Consider the following 18,088-nt stretch of genomic DNA (forward strand, 5'->3'; position numbering starts at 1 on the left):
CAATAATCTTTTTAACTTAGCATTTTTTTCATGCTAATAAAGCAATTAATCAATTTAATATCCTTTGTTCAAATCAACCACATTTTGGACAAATGTTTGGTCTTTCATAAAACTAGGTACATTTTTTTCAAAGAGCCTGAATAAGCCACCTACTCGACCCGCATTAATATTCTCCCCCCAACTGGTATGTTGGGTTAGCAAAATTTGTGGCCGTTCAAATAACGGATGATCATGAGGTAATGGTTCAGGCGTTGTTACATCTAACGCAGCATACTTAACACGAGAATCATCAATTGCTTCAAGTAAAGCGGATTGATTCAAAGTGGTGCCTCGTCCAATATTTATAAACAAAAAGAGTTGGTTAAACTGCGCAAAGAAATGATCATCAAAAAAATTCTCTGTATCTTTTGTCCCAGGTAGCCCATCGACAACAACTTGTGCTTTAGCTAAACCAGCTTGATAGTCGGTAATTGGAAAAGTCTCGTCAAAGCCTGCTACTGGTTTTCCACTCGTGTTGACACCATAGACTTTACCACCGAAAGCCTTGATATGATGGGCAATTTGTTGTCCGATTCGACCTGTACCAAAAACTAAAACAGGCAATTCACTTATTAAATATTGATCAGTGAATGGCTCCCAGTGAGTACGTGTAGCATAGACATTTAATCCCCGAGCAAAATATAGCAAATAACCCAATACTGTTTGAGCGATTGGCAATGCTTTCAAACCACTCGCATTTGTGACAGTGATACCACGCTGTGCTAATAAAGATAATGGTAAGTAATCCACACCTGCAGACTGCGCCTGAATCCATTTTAGTTTGGTATTTGGTAAGCTTAATATTTTACTGCCGATGGTGTTATCCCAAGCATAGCTAATGACTACTTCTGATAGTTGATCATCAGTTATTGTGTCAGGTGTCACAACATCAATATCATACTGCGCAAGAAAATCTCTGTTTTCTTGCGTCAGTGCCTTAACTGCAAGTAGTAATGTCATTTTTATCTCCAATTCTGGTTAACCCCATTAATTATAACCTTATTATACATGATTTGTTTAAACTGCACATGGTCGCCTTGAAAAAATGAAGGGTTGCACAATTTGTTTCTAAGCGTTATAGTAGTTTTATCATATTTCTCTAAGAAAGAAGGATGGACAATGTCTGAACAACAGAAAGCAAAACCCGAAGATTTTGATTGGGATAACTTAGGATTCGAATATCATGATCTTCCCTATCGTTTCCGAGCTTATTATAAAGATGGTAAATGGAGTGAAGGTGGCCTTGAAACAGATGCCAACATTCCAGTGAATGAAGCTGCAACAGGTCTTCACTATGGTCAAAATATTTTTGAAGGGTTAAAAGTATATCGTCGAAAAGATGGTGGCGCTAATTTGTTCCGTCCCGACCGTAACGCCAAGCGTCTACAAAATTCCGCTGATCGTTTGATGATGGCGCCTGTACCCGAAGAACTCTTTTTACGTGCTTTGAAGGAAGTGACCAAAGCCAACCAAGACTTTATTCCCCCATACGGTACTGGTGCAACACTTTATTTACGTCCTTTTGAATTTGGTGGTGGTCCAGTGGTTGGTGTTCATCCGGCTGATAATTATGTTTTTGAAGTTTATGCAACACCAGTTGGCGCCTATTATAAAGGTGGCTTAACACCAACCGCTTATGTCACTAATCATTATGATCGTGCAGCACACGGCGGTACTGGTGCGGCCAAAGCTGGTGGTAACTATGGTGCTTCAATGTTAGCAGGTGATGAGGCCCACAAGGCCGGATATTCAGATGTTGTTTATCTTGATCCACGTCTTCATGAAAACATTGAAGAACTTGGATCAGCCAACTTCTTTGGCATCACAAAAGATGGCCGTTTCTTGACACCAAAATCTCCTTCTATTTTGCCTTCAGTCACAAAGTACTCTTTGCTTGCTGTAGCACACAAGCTTGGTCTAAAAGCTGAAGAGACAACAATTTCCATCAATGATCTTGATCAGTTTGCTGAAGCCGGTGCAATGGGAACTGCTGCCGTCATTTCGCCAGTAGGATCAATTACACATCAAGGTAATAAGCATGTCTTCTATTCTGAAACTGAAGTCGGACCGTGGACTCAAAAACTATATGATCGTTTGACGGCGATCCAATATGGCGATCAAGAAGGTCCTGAAGGTTGGGCAGTTGATGTACCACTTGACTAATATTAAAAAAAAGCGCTGTCCGCGCTTTTTTATTTTTCCTAAATTCACAATTTGTTCACATTCAACAGCTATAATAGTATTAAAATACGAATAGTGAGGTATCTTATGTCCCCAGTTGAAGAAGCACTACGTCTCGGTGTGCATGTTGTTAATATTGCTACCATAAGTCTTGACGGCACACACCCATCAAATCGATTTACTTATTATGCTTTACCTGAAACACTGACAAACTTTTTCTATATTACAACTTTCCGACAATCGACAAAAGTAAAAGAAATTGAGAACAATCCTCATGTGTCATTTACTACTGCGCCAAGCAATGAAAAAAATGCTTGGGTCGGCTCAAACGATGCTATTGCTGAAATTTTAGAAACACCGATTCAGACAGTTGTACCGTTATTTAAAGATCAAATTGATGGTTGGTATGATACAGTTGGTGATCTGGATAACAATGATTGGGTAGTCATCAAAATCACTTTTAACTCTGCAATGATCGTGTCGCAAGATGGTGTGAGTTATTTTCCTGAAACCGAAGATGATTAAAAAATAAGCTTAACCAAACAGGTTAAGCTTATTTTTGTTTAATTGTAAATGCACGTTTTTTCGTTGGTGCTTTTTTTGTCGATGGTTTTCCATTCTTTAATTTCGATTTTGTTCTTGATTTTGGACGCGGTTTGTTATCCCTTGGCTCACGTTTCGACTTAGTATTTGGTTTATGTGAAGTATTTTCACGTGCCTCTCTGACGCGAGGATTGATATTTTCTAGCACAAAATAAGGTGCACCAAAATTAACGTACTCATATAAATAATCTTGTAAGGTTTGTATTTTATCTTGGTTAGCCACCGACTTATCGTTGTGGTAGAAACCTTTTAGCCGCAGTTGTTCAGCTGAAATATCACCCACTATATAATCATATTGGGCTAACAATGGTGTATACCGAATGGCTAATTTATCGACATCAAAAGCGTCTTTAAAATTATCAACCAATTCTAATGTTAAACGATCTATTTCAATTTCATCACCGCGCCGCGTCACACGGTAAACGGATTTTCGCTCTGCTTGCTGCGCTATCGTTTTTTCTTTAAGTGTATCGTGATCCATTAGTTATCCTTATTATATTTGTCAGTATAGTAGTCTGCCATTAATTCACGTAAAATAATGTTTAACGCAATTTCACTTGGTGCGTCAGCAATAATTGGAAAAAATGGAATCCATTTATAATGATCCAATGTCGCAATCTGATAGGATTGATCCATTATTAGATTCTCGCCATGATATAAAATTTGACCATCTTGCTGCCGATCAATACCATCAAAACGCATGTAACCAAATACTTTTCCCCTAAAACCACTACCTTTCATGGGAAAGTTGGCCAATTCAGCTGTCTGTTTTTCAATGCTGATCATCAAGTTTTTAATTTGTGCCCCAGTTAGTGTAATCAGCATTGGGTTGATGGCGTGCGGCATACTTTCTAATAACTCATAACGACTGAGTTCACCCTTAGGCAGATCTTCCACAAACATGCCCGTTGACACAAGTGCAGCAGGCACTTGATAGAAAACTTTTAAAGCCCTCAAGGCGTCATAGGCTTGCTCATCAGTACCAATTGTTCTTGGCAAAACTGCGACATGCTGTGATTCTAGTTCATGACGCCCCGCATTAAGCCACCCTTTAATCAAATTAAAGTCGTCAACAGACTCTGGCAACTCATAAACCGGTGTTGTCCTTGCCGCTTGATCAATAATTTTATGATCTTCCAGCGTTAAAGTAACATCGCCAATATTTTCACCATAGCGACCGGCCCCTGCCAAAATTGTCTGATTAATCATTTTGCCGTGGGGTAACAAATGATGTGTATGAGCCCCAAGGATAACGTCAATATCATACTTTTTAGCGAGTCGCTCGTCTGTTGGCAATCCCAAGTGAGATAGCAGAACAACAACATCTGATTTTTCTCTAATTATTGGCAGCAAACGGTCTAACGTGTCGTCAACATCATGCGGCTGCCAACCTAGCGGTGGATATGTTAGTTCATACGGTGCCGTTAGACCCAAAACACCAATTTTTGTCCCTATCCCCGTTGTTAAAATTTTATATTCCTGCGCCCACTTTGGTTGACTATCATTGGGTAATTCTTTCAGGTTTGCTAATAAGACATCAAAATTTGCTTTATCATATAAGTGATTAAGGGCATCATGAGACAACACGAGCCCTTCGTTATTACCAATTGTTACCCCATCATAATGACAATTGTTCATCAATTCAATATTTGCCCAGCCCATACTTGCATCCGTGAGGGGATGTAACCTGTCAATCGCGTCACCAATATCAAATGTAAATACTTCACTATATGATCTTTGTTTTTCATGTAAAAATCGTGATACGCTTGGCCAATTTTCAAGGTGCGAATGGATATCATTTGTATGTAATATGTGAATTGTTTCCATAACACCCTTCCTATACGCGCTGCAAATAGTCTCTCTTTTTCCCAGCAATAATGGCTATTACTTCATTTTCACTCAAAGGCGCACCAAATGGCACACTATTGCTGGGCAAATAATCAATATCAGGTGAATCTACACCGACATTAATATTTTCCTTAGCATGAACACTATAATTGTGAATGTGACCATGCAGATTAATTTGATTTTTGGTCAAACCTAACATCATCGGATAATGCGTTAAAAACACTTCGTGATGATCAAATTTCAACCTGACCCCAACCTCATGAAAGTCAAATTTTGGTTGGCCATTTTGGCTATTTAGCTGTTGTTGGACCAAATATTTGAACAAAGCACTGCTATCATGATTGCCTTTAATCAACACAATATGACCATTTAAATGCGATAAAATGTCAAATGTCTGAGCCATGATCAAGCTAGCCGGTTTAGTATATTTCATTGCAATGTCGCCAAGATGATAGACAGTATCATTAGGCTTCACCTTAGCATTCCAATGACTAATGATTGTCTCATTCATATCTGCTACCGTCAAAAATTGTGGGCGTGGCGAAAAAACTTGACTAGTTAGTAAACTATCGTGATAAAAATGGGTATCTGCTGTATAAAAATTCATTGTTTACAAAACCCTCTCCACCAACTACTTGCCAAAACGATACACAAACTCTGAAAAATCATCCAAATTTGCTGGAAAAGCATTTAAGCCCCAAATGAGGCGTTCCGGCTTACCAGGAATCTGGTAACGGACACCCCATTCGTCATTTCGGCTCGGATCATCATACGATGGTCCACGATATTCAGTTAACCATGTTTTAATATAAGCCATGGCTTCTTGAGAAAAATGATCCCATACATTGGTCATATCAACCCAATCTTCCCGATAGCGCCAATTAAATGGCTCCCCTTGGTCGTTATAGTGAGGATTATAAAAATCGAATTCAGGATCCAAAATATCTTTAGCTTCTTGTGATTTGCTGTCACTTTGCCAAAAAGCATGTCCCTCATGACGTTTTATATAAACGTAATCAAACCCATTGACTAAATTTCCCCGATAAAACACCAAAAAATCTAATCGTGTTTGTGCCATATTAAACTCCAATCACCAACAATTCTTTTGACAAATTGGCTGTCAAATTTTCGTATCCGTCTGCAGTCACAATGACATCATCTTCAATACGAACACCGCCCTTGCCACCAAGGTAAATGCCAGGTTCAATTGTCAATAAATGACCAGCCTGCATTTCGTCACTAGAACGTGGACTTATCGCAGGTCCTTCATGAATATCAAGCCCCACACCGTGACCGCCACCATGATTGTACTGTTCAGCATAACCATGCTCCGAAATGTAATCACGAGCAACTTTATCAATTTCGCTACCTGAAATGCCGGGTTTGACAATGGCAATGGCATTTTCATTTGCTTGTTTAACAATATCATAAATTTCTTTTAATTCGTCACTCACTTGGCCGACAGCGATGGTCCGCGTAACGTCTGATGTATAACCATCGACATAATAGCCAAAGTCAATTGTTACCAATTCACCATCAGCTATTACCTTATCTGTTGCTTCCCCATGGGGTAACGCTGAACGATATCCTGAAGCCACAATTGTGTCAAATGAAGCTTTTTCAGCACCATATTTTTTTTGTAAACGATCTAATTCGTTGGCCACTTCACGCTCTGTTTTACCCGGTTGAATAAATGGTATTAGATCTTGAAAAGCTTTGACAGATGCTGTGGCTGCACGTCTTAGCGCAGCCAATTCACTTTCATCTTTTACTTCTCGCAAAGTTTCAATAGCACTCGGCAGTGCATCAAATTCAATATTGGCAGGTAATAGTTCATCTAAATAATCATATATGTTATATGGCAAGTCTGCTTCAAAAGCCAAGTGTTTAATGCCAAATTCTTGGGCAGTTGCAACTGCATCTTCGTAATATGCCCTAGTTATTTTTAAATCAACCCCTTCAGGCAAACGATTTTTATAGTCTTCTTCATATCGAGCATCTGTAATCAGTCGTGCTTGATTTAAACTAACAAGGACAACCCCATCACCAGTTCCGCCATCAAAACCTGTTAGATATTTTGTGTTAAACCCTTGGTATACAATCATACCGTCTAAATCAAGCTTTTTTAAAAGTGCTTGTAATTTTTTAAGCCGTGCTTCGTAATATTTTGTCATAATAATCTCTTTTCTCGTTCTGCTTTCATTATAGCAAAAAAGACTGACCTAAGTCAGTCTTTAGAATAGCTACTTACTTGGCAGCAGCAACGATTTCATTGTATTGTTCACGTGTATAAACAGATACTTGACGCTTTTCGCGACCTTTACGCTCAAACTTAACAACACCGTCTGTCAAAGCAAACAATGTGTCATCGCCACCCTTTTTAACGTTTACGCCTGGATAAATATGCGTACCACGTTGGCGGTAAATGATTGAGCCAGCAGTCAAATCTTGTCCGTCAGCAACTTTAGTGCCTAAACGACGACCTGCTGAGTCACGACCGTTGGCTGAAGATCCGCCACCTTTGTGGTGAGCGAACATTTGCAAGTTTTCTTGATTCATCAACATAAGTCTATTTCTCCTTTACAAGTAGTAATGATTACGCGATTGAATCAATCTTCACGCGTGTATATGGTTGGCGGTGGCCTTGCTTAGTATGTGAATGCTTCTTGGCACGGTACTTGAAAGTAACAACCTTCTTTTGCTTGCCTTGCTTTTCAACTGTGCCTTCTACCTTTGCACCATCAACAAATGGTGTACCAATTTTTGAATCAGTCAGAACAACTTGGTCAAAAGTTACCTTTTCACCTTCAGCTGCGTCCAACTTTTCAACGAAAATTGTGTCACCTTCAGCGACTTTGTATTGTTTGCCGCCAGTTACAATAATTGCATATGCCATTATTGAATTCTCCTTATACTTAGACTCACCATCACAGGCGGTTAGGCCCTAGTCCCAAACATGCTTTAACCTGATTTGAGTGGTTGTAGCTTTGCTAACAACCCTTATATTTTACCAGTTGAAAATGCATTAGTCAAATCAAATGTGCTATTTTGCGGCTTTAGGCGTAAAATCAAACAAGCCTAATCCCGTATCTTTGATAACAGTCGGATTGCCACGCCATAAAACTGCGAATTCTTGCAGCAAATCATCTTGTGTCATATTCATATCATCACTCAACCACCGCGCAATCATAGCCCAGAAGCCTGCATTAATTGTCTCCCACTGATATTGCAATCGTCGATTAACATCCTGAGCTGATGCATTCACTTTGGTTTGCATTTGCGTCCTGAGACGATCAAACAGCGCATGCTGGAAAGAAGGATCGGCATGATGATTCAACACCGCATTATAAAAAGCGGCTTGGCGGCTGACACTGGCAATCATTTCAGCAACAATAAAAGTTTCTTTTGTATGTAACAATAAATCATTCAATATGACATCATTGACTTCAGAAATCAAATGTTCTTTATTGGCATAATACTTATAAAAAGTTCCCCGCGTAATATCGGCGCGTGCTAGTAATGTTGTAATCGAAAATCCAGGTTGCGTTGTCAATAAAGCAATAGTTGCTGATTGAATGATTTGCCGCGTGCGCACAATACGAGCGTCAATTTTCTTGGACACAGTTTTATCCTCCTTTGCAGCATTTGTTTTTATTATACCATCTCTATCGCTAACCAAAAGTAATAAACTTGTGATGATTTGAAGCTATGTACGGTGGCTCCCATTGTTGGGGTAAACGTTTTTCAAACTCAGAATTATGAAAAGGAATAGTTGAATTAGAATGTTTTGTGTTGCGGAGTCACCTTAAATGATATCATATCATGTCAGTCACATTTAGCTATGTGCATAACAAACAAATTTCGAACATGTTTTAGGTCATATTAACCAACTATTTTGATGCATTAATTTATAATTAATACCTTATCGAGTATCTGAAGACAACTAAATAACGTTAATTGTGTTAGAATATCTTCATATAAGTTGTATGAGGAAAATCATGTCAGCCTTCACTTTATTATTTGTCTACACCTTAATCTTAATTACGATTTTAATCATTGGCATCGTTATTCATAATAGTCACATGATTATCGCCGGTATAATTGGTGTTTGTGTTCAAGTTGCAATGCTAATTTACTTATGTTATTTTATTGTGCCATACATGTAGCAAATAAAAAATGCTATGACCCTCAAAAAGTAGATCACAGCATTTCTTATCTCTTAACTATTCTTCGTGCTTAGCACCAATTTGATAAATAGCCTGCTCAATATTCAAATCACTTTTCATTTGCGCAACAATATCAGCCCTTTGCGCCGAACTCTTGTTGATTGCGTTAACTGACATTAAAATAATAGTATCAAATGCGCTGTGAAAGCGTGAGGCCACGCTACCATCAATGTTATACTTGCCTGTTTGAGCTGCTTTCGCAATTGTAACGATACCATTTTTCCCATACACGGCATCTCGCAATGATTGAGCATCAGCCTCACTTAAATTACTACGATTGTTTTTTATGATTTTGTCAGCATCTTTTTCAATGGCCGACATCGTTGCTTGCTTTTTATAATTAAATTTGTTCAAATCACTAATTAGCGCTTTTATGTCGGAACGTGACGTTTTCAAATGCTGATAGTCATCTTTTGGCATTGAAACACCAGCATATTTTGGCTGTTGACTGAACGTAATAAAGGCAACAAGTAATGCAACAACAATTGCTGCTAGTGCAATAAAGGCTTTTCTCATAAATATTCTCCAAGTTTATCTAACTCTAGTATAAATCAAATAACGAATTAAAAAAACTCTTTCATGAATCGTTCTAAAATGGTATCATAGTAAAGTACGCGTTGGTAGCTCAGCTGGATAGAGCAGCCGGTTTCTACCCGGCAGGTCGAGGGTTCGACTCCCCCTCAACGCATTTTGACCGTTGCATCAGGATTACTGATATAGCGGTTTTTTAGTTGCTAAAACGTTGATATGTAAGGCTTCCTAGTTGTTTTTAGTTGTTTTAGGTTTTCATCAGTTTTCACTATTTTGTCGTGTGAGTGCTACAATAGTGCTACAAATTTTCCCGAATAAAAAAACGCCGACCGAATTAATTTCGGATCGGTGTTTTTGATTAAGTTTGGTATCACTTGTGCGGGTTGCGAGCAAATAAATAGTTGACCCATCACAGATCGATCTAATGTATCTCACGTACTTTGTTGTCAGGCTAACAATATGTTTAGTATATTCCAGTGAAATTTACGCTGTAGCAGAAATAGTTCTTAAAACTAAATATCATTTAATTTGGCTTTATTTTCATCAAACAATTTGACTGCATTATCAACCCATTTCCCCTTCGCTGTAGTTTTAAATTCATTTTTAAAATTATTACTTTTAGTGATTAACCCTTTTACCGTCTTTTCTTGCTTCGATTTAATTTTACTATTTTGACTTTTTGCTTCACTAATAGTCCTACTAATAACGTGTGCCTTAATCAATGATATTTCTGCGTTTTTATGTAGTTCCAACATCTGTTGTTCGTTCTTATTGTGTCTCAATAACGATGTATATGTGTTCTCAAATCTCACCATGTTTGATTCATTTCCTCAATTTGTGCCGCTCTTGTCGCTGCTTCATACTCATTCACTGTGTCATTAAATTCACGTCTATTATCCGCAAGCCGTTCCGCTAATTCTTCTTCCGCACGTATAGCTATTCGATTACTTTCAAACGCAGCTTCAGCCAATATTTCTTCCGATAGTTGATTTGAGCCCTCTTCTATTTGATATTGACTCAATGGCCCGGATCTCAACGTTTCCGCAATATTTTCAAATTTAGATTGCGCTTGATTCTTTAAGACGTCAATCTCACGTCTTTCTAATTCTAATCGTTGCTCAGTGAGCAAATAGTTTTCTTCCAATTCATTGAGTTGATTACGATAATCCAATGCTATAACCACCCTTTTATTTGCGCTGCTAATGCTTGGTCTGTTTCAGCTTGATGTCTAATCGCTGCTGTTATTTTACTTGTTAAGTCAGTATAGTCTTTGATGACTGCTTTTACTTTGGCAATTTTTTTGTGATATTTAGTCGTTGGTTTTGTTTCTATCGTTGTTCTCGATACACCGCCCGAATCTAATATGCTTAGTCGCTCGTACTCTGCTAAATCTATTCCAATCAATCGTGCCGCTGCATCCGCATTTGACCATAGTTCCTGAGCTTCATTTATACTCTTCTCATACGCCATTTCTAATGACTTTAATTCACTTGCAACCAATACCTGCATACCGGTTACTAAAGTTAACGCCTCATACTCATCAAGAAATTGCTTCTGTCCGGTAGTTAACGCTCCACCACTCTTTTCAAACTTTTTCATAACCTTTTTTAAGTTATCTAAACCTTGAGTCGTAATTATATTTGAATATTCACTCGCGACACTTGGCTCCACAAATAAATTACCACTGTTATAAAACTGATATGATCCCAATTGATGCCCTGAGAACAGTGACCCATCACTGAAATCTATGGCATAAAGCGCCGTCCCAAACTCTTTTGCATTTGTCGAACTTGGGATTTGGTCTCCAAGATGCATATAGTTTAGAACTAAATTTTTACCCGGTCCTCGTAACCACTGTTTTTCTTCACCCGTTAGTTGCTTTCCTACTCCTGCCGTTGAAAAAGTCACGGCGGGAATATGATATTTTGCCGCAATCTTTTGCGCTAAGGCACCACCTAAAGAATGTCCCGTGGCACTGACCACTTTAACATCTTTCATCTTTGAAACTGCTTGATAAAATTGTGTCGCACTTGCAAATTGGGTGTCTTTTCCTTTTTCGCCAACCACTACATTATAAAAATCAGCCCGAAGGTCGTGTGTACTTGGATCTTGAGCATTTGTTCCAGCATAGGCGATAATCGTTTGCGACCTATCCACATGCCCATTCACAACTGGTGCCACAGCCATTGCTTGAAAACCATTATCAGCGTAGCCCTTACTATTTGTTTTATCGTTTGTATCAACGGTCTTTATTACTTGGAATTTTTGACCATCAATAAGTCTATAATCACCTGTTCGTTTTGGATTCTTTTCTTTAACACTATCAACTTTATAAACAAAATCATCTAATTCTGAATATACTTTAGGTGTAGTCATTTAATAATCTCCTTTTTGTCAGACAAATATATAACTTGAATAGGTTCATCGGTTTTCCCTAACTGAGTATCTGGAAAATCATTACCATTTACAGAACTATAACCACTAGTATCATTCAAATCTAAATCAACTTTATACTTCCTATCATTGCCACTAGTTATTTCTAAAATAAAGAAAATACTACCCGGACTTGCTTCTCCTTTGTCCAAAATTTTAATTTCTTTAATATCTTTAAACATTCTCTTAGCTTGAATAGCAATCTTACGTTCTTGTTCTATTTTTTTGTTTTCTTGAGTATCCATATACATCTTTCCTCCAATTACAGCTATAACTGCAATTACGACTAAACTAGTTAGTATTATCCAACCTTTTTTTCTCACAATAGCTCTCTCCATTTTCTTTTTAATTTAACACACGATTTTGCATAATTTTTTTGGTATTTTTCATCAATTAATTAAATATTGAAAATATGCTTAAATATAAAAAACAAACCAGAAATAATTCAATCGCGTGATCATTATTGATGGCATATTTTTTGACTAATTCAGTCAAACTATTTTGACCAGACAACCATTCCTTAACGACCATTAATTTAAATTCATTTGAATATTTTGACATAGAAAAACCCAATAACTTTCTGAACAGTTTTTTTATTCTGTCCAAGTTATTGGGTTCACTTCAAAATGATTAGGCATATTTATATTACATTTTGCAAGGCGTTAACTTTTGCTTGTTTAGCCGTCATTTGTAGATACTTTTGATTCAACTCATTCATAAACGCATTTTGACCAATTCATCACGTTTGTTCATGGGTTGGTTTTTTTACTTGATCAATATTTGGACCATGATGATTATCCAAAATTCAGACACAAAAATGACGGAAGGAGAATTAAATCTCCATTAAATTGCCAACCGAAAAATACTGACTTTTGTTATAATATTAGGTGAAAATAAGTCATGCCAAGGGAGACTTTTATGAGAGGAAAACACATGCCTAGATCGACCAAGTGGCCGGCCTTCGTACTCATCATTATTGCAGTGATTTTAGCCATGATTATATATGGCGCAAGTTCACGCAATCAAGCCATCAAAAATCAAAAAACTGTTAGCCATCAATCTAACCTTTCTTCAACACGGTCATCATCCATCAAATCGTCCAGTAGCAATAGCTCAAATCAATCTACGAGTAGCAGCGATGTCGCAGCAAAAAGTACCTGGAATGCCACTAAAAACAAGCAATTAAGTGCTTTCATGAGACAATGGCAAACGGAAATGAATCAAACGTATACTGGTACCTATGATAATCAAAAACCTGATTATTATGGTATTTCATTTCCAACAGCTTTAGAAAATGGTAGACTTAGTGGTCATATCAAGTTTGACAATCAAGATACAACCATTGAATGGTCACCAAATGGCAGCAGCACTTCCAAAAATCAAGTCTTAGCTGTTGCTGTCGGTCAAACATCATCAGATGGTTACAACAAAATTCTTTACTTGTTTATCTCTCAAGAAAGCCAACCAAAAGTATACGTTTCACAAACAACAAATGGTGAGGATCTATATTTTACAGAGACAAAAAATACAGCGCTGGAAAACGGCTTTAGTCAAATATACACAGGCAACTAAAGCTAATCACCTAACTATATGTCATTAACACAAACAGGAGAACATCATGAGAGCAAAAATAGGTAACAAGATGGTCGAGGTTTGGCAGATTTCACATCAGCCTATCTCTGAGAGTTGGGTCCGTCAGAGTTTTGACAAAAAATTATTAAGTTGGCACCAAATTTATCCAGACGACCTGTTGGTCAATGCGCCTTGGTCTGTCAGTATCGGTAAAATTGGTGATTATTTGATTAAATATGGTAATCAAATATCTTTAATCACCCAGCAACAATTTGACAAAACATATAGACTAGCTAATTAGATAATGGCAATATTTCAGTCAGCGCTACCGCTGACTTTTTTGTATCAAAAATATGTCAAGCTGACTAACCCCCTATCAGTGAATTGTTCCTAACCAAAATGGTAACCATAACGAGATATCATCTTTGAAATTTGGTTTCACTAGTTCTGTAAAAAATTGCAAACCTTGTGGCGACAATTTTTGTTGCAAAGCGAGCGGTCGAAAATTACCAATTAAGTTATGGATTACGAAATCTTCTCGCTCTTTTTCGTCTATCAATTGATGGATTGCGATGTTGACAAAAACTTGTTCTTCATCATTCAAGGAAAGATGTTGTAACAATTCAGCAAAATTATTTTTCTCTTTTTTCAATTTAATACTCCTTTAATTATTAATCTTACAATAATACTTATATTTTTTCAAATCAAGACCAATATATGGCAATTGATCAGTCTAGGAATGTTTATTTAATATGATTGTCTTTTTAATTTGCAGGAACTATTGATTATTGATATTTAATAATAGAATGACTGAACTTAAATTTTAATCTAACTGAATCAAGGTATCTCCCCTAACAAACAATAAAAAAAACAGCAGTTCTGCTGTTTTACTGACCACATATACACACGTTCGAAAGGAGCTAGCGGGATTTGAACCCGCACACCGCCAAGAGCGGCTCGACGGATTTCGAGTCCGTTGCAGTACCAGATTGTGCCATAGCTCCATCATGAAGAAGTTAGAACATATTATCTAACCTACTTCGAAAATTTAAAATTACTTTGATGCCTTACGACGTTTTGCGGCCTTTTCACGCTCAGCTGTGTTCAAGATAGCTTTACGAATACGAACGTTTTCAGGTGTTACTTCAACATATTCATCATCATTCAAGAATTCAAGTGATGCTTCCAAATTCATTGTACGAGGTGTCTTGATTGAAGCAGTTTGATCCTTGTTTGAAGAACGCACGTTTGATTGAGGCTTCAATTTCGTAACATTGACTGAAATGTCGTTGTCACGGGCATTCATACCCACAATCATACCTTCATAAACTTCAACACCGGCACCAACGAACATTTGACCACGGTCTTCAACACCCATAATGGCGTAGTTAGAAGTTGCCCCTTGGTTGATCGAGACTAAGGCACCATTTCGGCGCCCTGGCTCCCAGTTGCGCACTACTGGACGATATTCAGCATAAGTATGGTTAAAGATACCATAGCCTCTTGTTGCTGACATAAACTCTGTTGAGTAACCAATCAAACCACGTGAAGGTGCCATATAGGTCAAACGTGTTTGACCGTTTCCGACAGACTCCATATTGACCATTTCACCCTTACGTTGGTTCAACGAGTCAATAACAGTTGATGAGTATTCATCAGGCGTGTCAATTTGTACAGATTCATAAGGTTCTGATTGAACACCATCAATATCACGGTAAATAACTTGTGGACGTGATGCTTGCAATTCGAAACCTTCACGACGCATTGTTTCAATTAAGATGGCCAAATGTAATTCACCACGACCAGATACTAACCAAGCGCCAGCTTGATCAGTGTCTTCCACGCGCAAAGAAACATCAGTGTGCAATTCGCGACGCAAACGATCTTCAATTTGGCGTGCAGTGACAAACTTTCCTTCTTTACCAGCAAATGGGCTATCATTTTGACGGAAAGTCATTTGCAAAGTTGGCTCATCGATACGAAGAATTGGCAATGGATCTGGATGAGCAGGATCTGCAACTGTTTCACCCACAGAAATATCTTCCATACCTGACACGGCAATCAAATCACCGGCCTTGGCTTCTTCGATGTCAACTTGATCTAAGCCAATGAAACCAGACAGTTTTGTTACGCGGAAGCTCTGCGTTGAACCATCCAACTTCAAAACTTCAACGTTATCACCAATCTTGATTGTGCCGCGCTTAACACGACCAATTCCAATACGGCCAACGAAGTCGTTATAATCCAACATAGCCACTTGGAATTGAAGTGGTTCGTCCGAATTATCGACTGGCGCAGGAATTGTTGCAAAAACAGCATCAAAGATAGGCTTCATTGTGTGTTCTTGATCTTCAACAACTGGTGATAATGATGACGTACCATTCATGGCTGAAGCAAAGATAACTGGGAAATCCAAATCTTCTTCGTCAGCACCCAATTCAATGAACAAATCCAAAACTTCGTCAACAACTTCTTCAGGACGGGCGCCAGGACGGTCAACTTTATTGACAATCACGATAGGTGTCAAGTGTTGTTCGAAAGCTTTTTTCAAAACGAAACGAGTTTGTGGCATTGTGCCTTCAAAGGCATCAACAACCAACAAAACACCGTCAACCATACCCATGATACGTTCAACTTCACCACCAAAATCCGCGTGGCCTGGTGTATCCAAAATGTTAATTTGCTTGTCACCAACCTTAACGGCTGTGTTCTTTGACAAGATAGTGATACCACGCTCTTTTTCGATATCGTTGGTATCCATGGCGCGATCACCCAATTCCTTGCGTGAGTCCAAAGTGTCTGATTGTTTCAAAAGTTCGTTAACCAGCGTCGTCTTTCCGTGATCGACGTGGGCAATGATAGCGATGTTACGAATGTCTTCGCGATTTGCCAATTTTCCAGTGCTCCTTTAATTTAAATGCTACTCACATACAAAAGCTAGGGAATCCGTATTCCCTAGCTTTTATGCAACTCGACAATGTCGCGATGCGCTCGTTTCGTAGCAACTAATACTATGTTTGATGATAACATATCCAGTGCTTGCCCGTCAATATCTGAGACGATTAAACCCAAAGTTTTCGCTAAAACTTGGCCTGCAGCAAAATCCCAAGGCATCATTTTTGATGAATAGCCAACAGCTTGTCCCGTAATAACCCGTATAAATGAAGGACCAGCGGCACCAATAACACGATATCCTAGAGCAGCTTTAGCAATTTGATCATAGCCAAACATACCATACAGCAATCTGGCACCACTAAGCAAAACTACGCCTTCCGCCAAGCTATCATCTCCAGGTTGTTGAATGCGCAACTGATTAGCAAACACGCCAATTTTTGGTCCGCCATGATACACAACATTATCAACCACATCCAGAATCCAACCTAGCACTGGTTGATTATCCACATATAGGGCTATCATAATGGCAAAATCAGTATGTTCTTTGACAAAATTCATTGTGCCATCAATAGGATCTACAAACCAAACATGCCCGTTCATAGCTGTTGGTTTATCGCCGAACCCTTCTTCACTCACAATCTGTGCATTGACATCGAAAGACCTAATAAGCGCGTTAATTTTTTGTTCATTCACCTTATCAACATTGGTAACCAAATCACGTTCGTCATGCTTTGTTCCGACCTGTAAATGGTGTCTCATTGCACTGATTGTATCCTTTTGTAGATCATCAAGCCACAGAAGTACTGTTTGGTCAATATTTTGAATTTCCAACTGACTCATTGTCATAGTCGCACCCTTTTTTCTGTGCTCGTTTGTAATAGTTTAGTCACGCGATAAATGCTATGCCCTGTTTGACGTTCAAAATCTTTGTCGAAACGCTTTTGTTCGCTTTTTGCAGGCATAACAACGCGATATTTGTTATAGTGTTGTAGCAGCTCGTCTCGTGAAACACCGTTTTCGTAAACTCTCAGAATGGCATCAACGAAGTTTGAAACTATCACAATATCTTCAGTTGTCCAGTTACCATCAATTGGTAAAGTATAATTTTCGCTCATAATCTTATTTTAACATGTTCAAACGTTTGATATACTAGAATATGAGGTAAAAAACATGACAATCAGATTTACAATGGATAAAATAACGCGAGATGGCGATCCTGTCTTACGTCAGACAGCTAAAGATGTGCCATTCCCGCTGAGCGATGAGACAGCTCAACTGGCTAAAGATATGATGACCTATTTGGTTGTTTCTCAAGATGAAACTGAAAATGAAAAATATGGTCTTCGTCCCGGCGTTGGTTTAGCGGCACCACAAGTTGGTTATTCTTTGAGAATGGCTTCAATTTTGGTCCCATCACTCGATCCACACGACCGCCCAGAAGAGCCCTACTTTAAAGGTACGATATTCAATCCAGTGATTATTTCTGAGTCAGTCAAGCGTGCCGCACTGGACGTTGGTGAAGGCTGCTTATCTGTTGACGAAGACGTACCCGGATTTGTCCCGCGCGCCGACCGAATCACTGTTCGTTATCAAGATGAAAATGGTGAAACACAGACAATTAAGCTGCGCGACTATCCCGCCATTGTTTTCCAACATGAAATTGATCACCTACATGGTCATCTTTATTATGATCATATTGATATCAAAGCCCCATGGCAAATTGATGACGATACTAAATATATTGAATAGTTATTAAAGTT

23 protein-coding genes, 2 tRNA genes and 1 other annotated feature are annotated in these 18,088 nt (G+C 38.4%); of the genes, 6 read left to right on the top strand and 19 right to left on the bottom strand.

All coding sequences use genetic code 11. The features are described 5' to 3' along the window. Positions 1-54: 54 nt before the first annotated feature. On the bottom strand, positions 55-999 hold the full coding sequence (locus tag IAE53_RS03355; protein WP_148423857.1) for an NAD(P)-dependent oxidoreductase: 945 nt from the start codon (positions 997-999) through the stop codon (positions 55-57). Between the two features lie 159 nt (positions 1,000-1,158). Here IAE53_RS03355 and IAE53_RS03360 point away from each other — a divergent pair, with 159 nt between their 5' ends. Both IAE53_RS03360 and IAE53_RS03365 read left to right on the top strand, forming a co-directional pair. Further along, positions 1,159-2,202, top strand: a complete 1,044-nt coding sequence (locus IAE53_RS03360; RefSeq protein WP_200135959.1) for a branched-chain amino acid aminotransferase — start codon at positions 1,159-1,161, stop codon at positions 2,200-2,202. 105 nt (positions 2,203-2,307) lie between these two features. Beyond that, positions 2,308-2,745, top strand: a complete 438-nt coding sequence (locus IAE53_RS03365) for a pyridoxamine 5'-phosphate oxidase family protein (RefSeq protein WP_010294228.1) — start codon at positions 2,308-2,310, stop codon at positions 2,743-2,745. 28 nt (positions 2,746-2,773) lie between these two features. Here IAE53_RS03365 and IAE53_RS03370 read toward each other — a convergent pair whose 3' ends face one another. The 9 genes from IAE53_RS03370 to IAE53_RS03410 form a co-directional block, all read right to left on the bottom strand. Beyond that, positions 2,774-3,304 (bottom strand): YutD family protein, encoded by a 531-nt coding sequence (locus IAE53_RS03370; protein WP_148423856.1) that lies wholly within the window; start codon positions 3,302-3,304, stop codon positions 2,774-2,776. Beyond that, positions 3,304-4,650, bottom strand: a complete 1,347-nt coding sequence (locus tag IAE53_RS03375) for a bifunctional UDP-sugar hydrolase/5'-nucleotidase (protein WP_200135960.1) — start codon at positions 4,648-4,650, stop codon at positions 3,304-3,306. The genes IAE53_RS03370 and IAE53_RS03375 overlap by 1 nt, the downstream gene beginning before the upstream one ends. 10 nt (positions 4,651-4,660) lie before the next feature. Further along, positions 4,661-5,278, bottom strand: coding sequence for a metallophosphoesterase family protein (locus IAE53_RS03380; RefSeq protein WP_148423854.1), 618 nt, complete (start codon positions 5,276-5,278; stop codon positions 4,661-4,663). 24 nt (positions 5,279-5,302) lie between these two features. Beyond that, positions 5,303-5,749, bottom strand: a complete 447-nt coding sequence (locus IAE53_RS03385; protein ID WP_148423853.1) for a hypothetical protein — start codon at positions 5,747-5,749, stop codon at positions 5,303-5,305. 1 nt (position 5,750) lies between these two features. After that, positions 5,751-6,845, bottom strand: coding sequence for a M24 family metallopeptidase (locus IAE53_RS03390; protein ID WP_200135961.1), 1,095 nt, complete (start codon positions 6,843-6,845; stop codon positions 5,751-5,753). Between the two features lie 73 nt (positions 6,846-6,918). Next, complete coding sequence (gene rpmA, locus IAE53_RS03395) at positions 6,919-7,236, bottom strand: 50S ribosomal protein L27 (RefSeq protein WP_002814840.1); 318 nt, start codon at positions 7,234-7,236, stop codon at positions 6,919-6,921. A gap of 31 nt (positions 7,237-7,267) precedes the next feature. Beyond that, on the bottom strand, positions 7,268-7,567 hold the full coding sequence (gene rplU / locus IAE53_RS03400; protein WP_004911533.1) for a 50S ribosomal protein L21: 300 nt from the start codon (positions 7,565-7,567) through the stop codon (positions 7,268-7,270). Positions 7,568-7,578: 11 nt separating this feature from the next. After that, positions 7,579-7,662, bottom strand: a sequence feature (ribosomal protein L21 leader region). Positions 7,663-7,714: 52 nt separating this feature from the next. Next, a complete protein-coding gene (locus IAE53_RS03405) occupies positions 7,715-8,293 on the bottom strand; it encodes a TetR/AcrR family transcriptional regulator (protein WP_010293306.1) in 579 nt (192 codons plus the stop codon). A gap of 601 nt (positions 8,294-8,894) precedes the next feature. After that, entirely contained in the window at positions 8,895-9,413 is a 519-nt protein-coding gene (locus IAE53_RS03410) for a molecular chaperone (RefSeq protein WP_200135962.1), read from the bottom strand. Positions 9,414-9,511: 98 nt separating this feature from the next. On the opposite strand from IAE53_RS03410, the gene IAE53_RS03415 reads away from it, so the two are divergent. Then, positions 9,512-9,585 (top strand) — tRNA-Arg (locus IAE53_RS03415). Positions 9,586-9,940: 355 nt separating this feature from the next. Here the strand turns inward: IAE53_RS03415 and IAE53_RS03420 are convergent. Genes IAE53_RS03420 through IAE53_RS03435 form a run of 4 tightly spaced genes read right to left on the bottom strand, consistent with a single transcriptional unit; the run spans position 9,941 to position 12,184 of the window. After that, the gene (locus IAE53_RS03420; protein WP_200135963.1) at positions 9,941-10,183 is read right to left on the bottom strand and encodes a hypothetical protein; all 243 of its coding nucleotides are present in this window, start codon (positions 10,181-10,183) and stop codon (positions 9,941-9,943) included. Between the two features lie 53 nt (positions 10,184-10,236). Then, complete coding sequence (locus tag IAE53_RS03425; RefSeq protein ID WP_200135964.1) at positions 10,237-10,599, bottom strand: hypothetical protein; 363 nt, start codon at positions 10,597-10,599, stop codon at positions 10,237-10,239. A 2-nt stretch (positions 10,600-10,601) separates the two neighbouring features. Continuing rightward, complete coding sequence (locus IAE53_RS03430; RefSeq protein ID WP_200135965.1) at positions 10,602-11,804, bottom strand: hypothetical protein; 1,203 nt, start codon at positions 11,802-11,804, stop codon at positions 10,602-10,604. Beyond that, positions 11,801-12,184, bottom strand: coding sequence for a hypothetical protein (locus tag IAE53_RS03435; protein WP_200135966.1), 384 nt, complete (start codon positions 12,182-12,184; stop codon positions 11,801-11,803). Before IAE53_RS03435 ends, IAE53_RS03430 begins: the two co-directional genes overlap by 4 nt. 595 nt (positions 12,185-12,779) lie before the next feature. Between IAE53_RS03435 and IAE53_RS03440 the strand changes: the two genes are divergently transcribed. Together IAE53_RS03440 and IAE53_RS03445 are read left to right on the top strand one after the other, a co-directional pair. After that, positions 12,780-13,433, top strand: a complete 654-nt coding sequence (locus tag IAE53_RS03440; RefSeq protein WP_200135967.1) for a DUF4767 domain-containing protein — start codon at positions 12,780-12,782, stop codon at positions 13,431-13,433. 46 nt (positions 13,434-13,479) lie between these two features. Then, entirely contained in the window at positions 13,480-13,734 is a 255-nt protein-coding gene (locus IAE53_RS03445) for a hypothetical protein (protein ID WP_200135968.1), read from the top strand. Positions 13,735-13,809: 75 nt separating this feature from the next. On the opposite strand, the gene IAE53_RS03450 is transcribed toward IAE53_RS03445, so the two are convergent. The 5 genes from IAE53_RS03450 to IAE53_RS03470 all read right to left on the bottom strand — a co-directional run bounded on the left by IAE53_RS03450 (position 13,810) and on the right by IAE53_RS03470 (position 17,443). Then, on the bottom strand, positions 13,810-14,085 hold the full coding sequence (locus IAE53_RS03450) for a hypothetical protein (RefSeq protein ID WP_200135969.1): 276 nt from the start codon (positions 14,083-14,085) through the stop codon (positions 13,810-13,812). A gap of 263 nt (positions 14,086-14,348) precedes the next feature. Then, positions 14,349-14,437: transfer RNA gene (locus IAE53_RS03455), tRNA-Ser, on the bottom strand. A 50-nt stretch (positions 14,438-14,487) separates the two neighbouring features. Then, the gene (gene typA / locus IAE53_RS03460) at positions 14,488-16,326 is read right to left on the bottom strand and encodes a translational GTPase TypA (protein ID WP_010276285.1); all 1,839 of its coding nucleotides are present in this window, start codon (positions 16,324-16,326) and stop codon (positions 14,488-14,490) included. A 62-nt stretch (positions 16,327-16,388) separates the two neighbouring features. Then, entirely contained in the window at positions 16,389-17,174 is a 786-nt protein-coding gene (locus IAE53_RS03465) for an inositol monophosphatase family protein (RefSeq protein ID WP_200135970.1), read from the bottom strand. Beyond that, positions 17,171-17,443, bottom strand: coding sequence for a UPF0223 family protein (locus tag IAE53_RS03470; RefSeq protein WP_148423844.1), 273 nt, complete (start codon positions 17,441-17,443; stop codon positions 17,171-17,173). The genes IAE53_RS03465 and IAE53_RS03470 overlap by 4 nt, the downstream gene beginning before the upstream one ends. A 55-nt stretch (positions 17,444-17,498) precedes the next feature. Between IAE53_RS03470 and def the strand changes: the two genes are divergently transcribed. Further along, positions 17,499-18,077 (top strand): peptide deformylase, encoded by a 579-nt coding sequence (gene def / locus IAE53_RS03475; RefSeq protein WP_200135971.1) that lies wholly within the window; start codon positions 17,499-17,501, stop codon positions 18,075-18,077. Positions 18,078-18,088 lie beyond the last annotated feature (11 nt).

The sequence above is a fragment of the Leuconostoc sp. S50 genome (genome assembly GCF_016624925.1).
Classification (GTDB): Bacteria; Bacillota; Bacilli; order Lactobacillales; family Lactobacillaceae; genus Leuconostoc; species Leuconostoc pseudomesenteroides.

Excerpts from the sequence above, each read along its gene's own strand:
- rplU (WP_004911533.1), bottom strand. The coding sequence starts at position 7,567 with ATGGCATATGCAATTATTGTAACTGGCGGCAAACAATACAAAGTCGCT.
- IAE53_RS03445 (WP_200135968.1), top strand. The coding sequence starts at position 13,480 with ATGAGAGCAAAAATAGGTAACAAGATGGTCGAGGTTTGGCAGATTTCA.
- IAE53_RS03430 (WP_200135965.1), bottom strand. The coding sequence starts at position 11,804 with ATGACTACACCTAAAGTATATTCAGAATTAGATGATTTTGTTTATAAA.
- IAE53_RS03410 (WP_200135962.1), bottom strand. The coding sequence starts at position 9,413 with ATGAGAAAAGCCTTTATTGCACTAGCAGCAATTGTTGTTGCATTACTT.
- rpmA (WP_002814840.1), bottom strand. The coding sequence starts at position 7,236 with ATGTTGATGAATCAAGAAAACTTGCAAATGTTCGCTCACCACAAAGGT.
- IAE53_RS03465 (WP_200135970.1), bottom strand. The coding sequence starts at position 17,174 with ATGACAATGAGTCAGTTGGAAATTCAAAATATTGACCAAACAGTACTT.
- IAE53_RS03365 (WP_010294228.1), top strand. The coding sequence starts at position 2,308 with ATGTCCCCAGTTGAAGAAGCACTACGTCTCGGTGTGCATGTTGTTAAT.
- IAE53_RS03440 (WP_200135967.1), top strand. The coding sequence starts at position 12,780 with ATGAGAGGAAAACACATGCCTAGATCGACCAAGTGGCCGGCCTTCGTA.
- IAE53_RS03355 (WP_148423857.1), bottom strand. The coding sequence starts at position 999 with ATGACATTACTACTTGCAGTTAAGGCACTGACGCAAGAAAACAGAGAT.
- def (WP_200135971.1), top strand. The coding sequence starts at position 17,499 with ATGACAATCAGATTTACAATGGATAAAATAACGCGAGATGGCGATCCT.
- IAE53_RS03470 (WP_148423844.1), bottom strand. The coding sequence starts at position 17,443 with ATGAGCGAAAATTATACTTTACCAATTGATGGTAACTGGACAACTGAA.
- IAE53_RS03360 (WP_200135959.1), top strand. The coding sequence starts at position 1,159 with ATGTCTGAACAACAGAAAGCAAAACCCGAAGATTTTGATTGGGATAAC.
- IAE53_RS03380 (WP_148423854.1), bottom strand. The coding sequence starts at position 5,278 with ATGAATTTTTATACAGCAGATACCCATTTTTATCACGATAGTTTACTA.
- IAE53_RS03420 (WP_200135963.1), bottom strand. The coding sequence starts at position 10,183 with ATGTTGGAACTACATAAAAACGCAGAAATATCATTGATTAAGGCACAC.
- IAE53_RS03370 (WP_148423856.1), bottom strand. The coding sequence starts at position 3,304 with ATGGATCACGATACACTTAAAGAAAAAACGATAGCGCAGCAAGCAGAG.
- IAE53_RS03390 (WP_200135961.1), bottom strand. The coding sequence starts at position 6,845 with ATGACAAAATATTACGAAGCACGGCTTAAAAAATTACAAGCACTTTTA.
- IAE53_RS03385 (WP_148423853.1), bottom strand. The coding sequence starts at position 5,749 with ATGGCACAAACACGATTAGATTTTTTGGTGTTTTATCGGGGAAATTTA.
- IAE53_RS03375 (WP_200135960.1), bottom strand. The coding sequence starts at position 4,650 with ATGGAAACAATTCACATATTACATACAAATGATATCCATTCGCACCTT.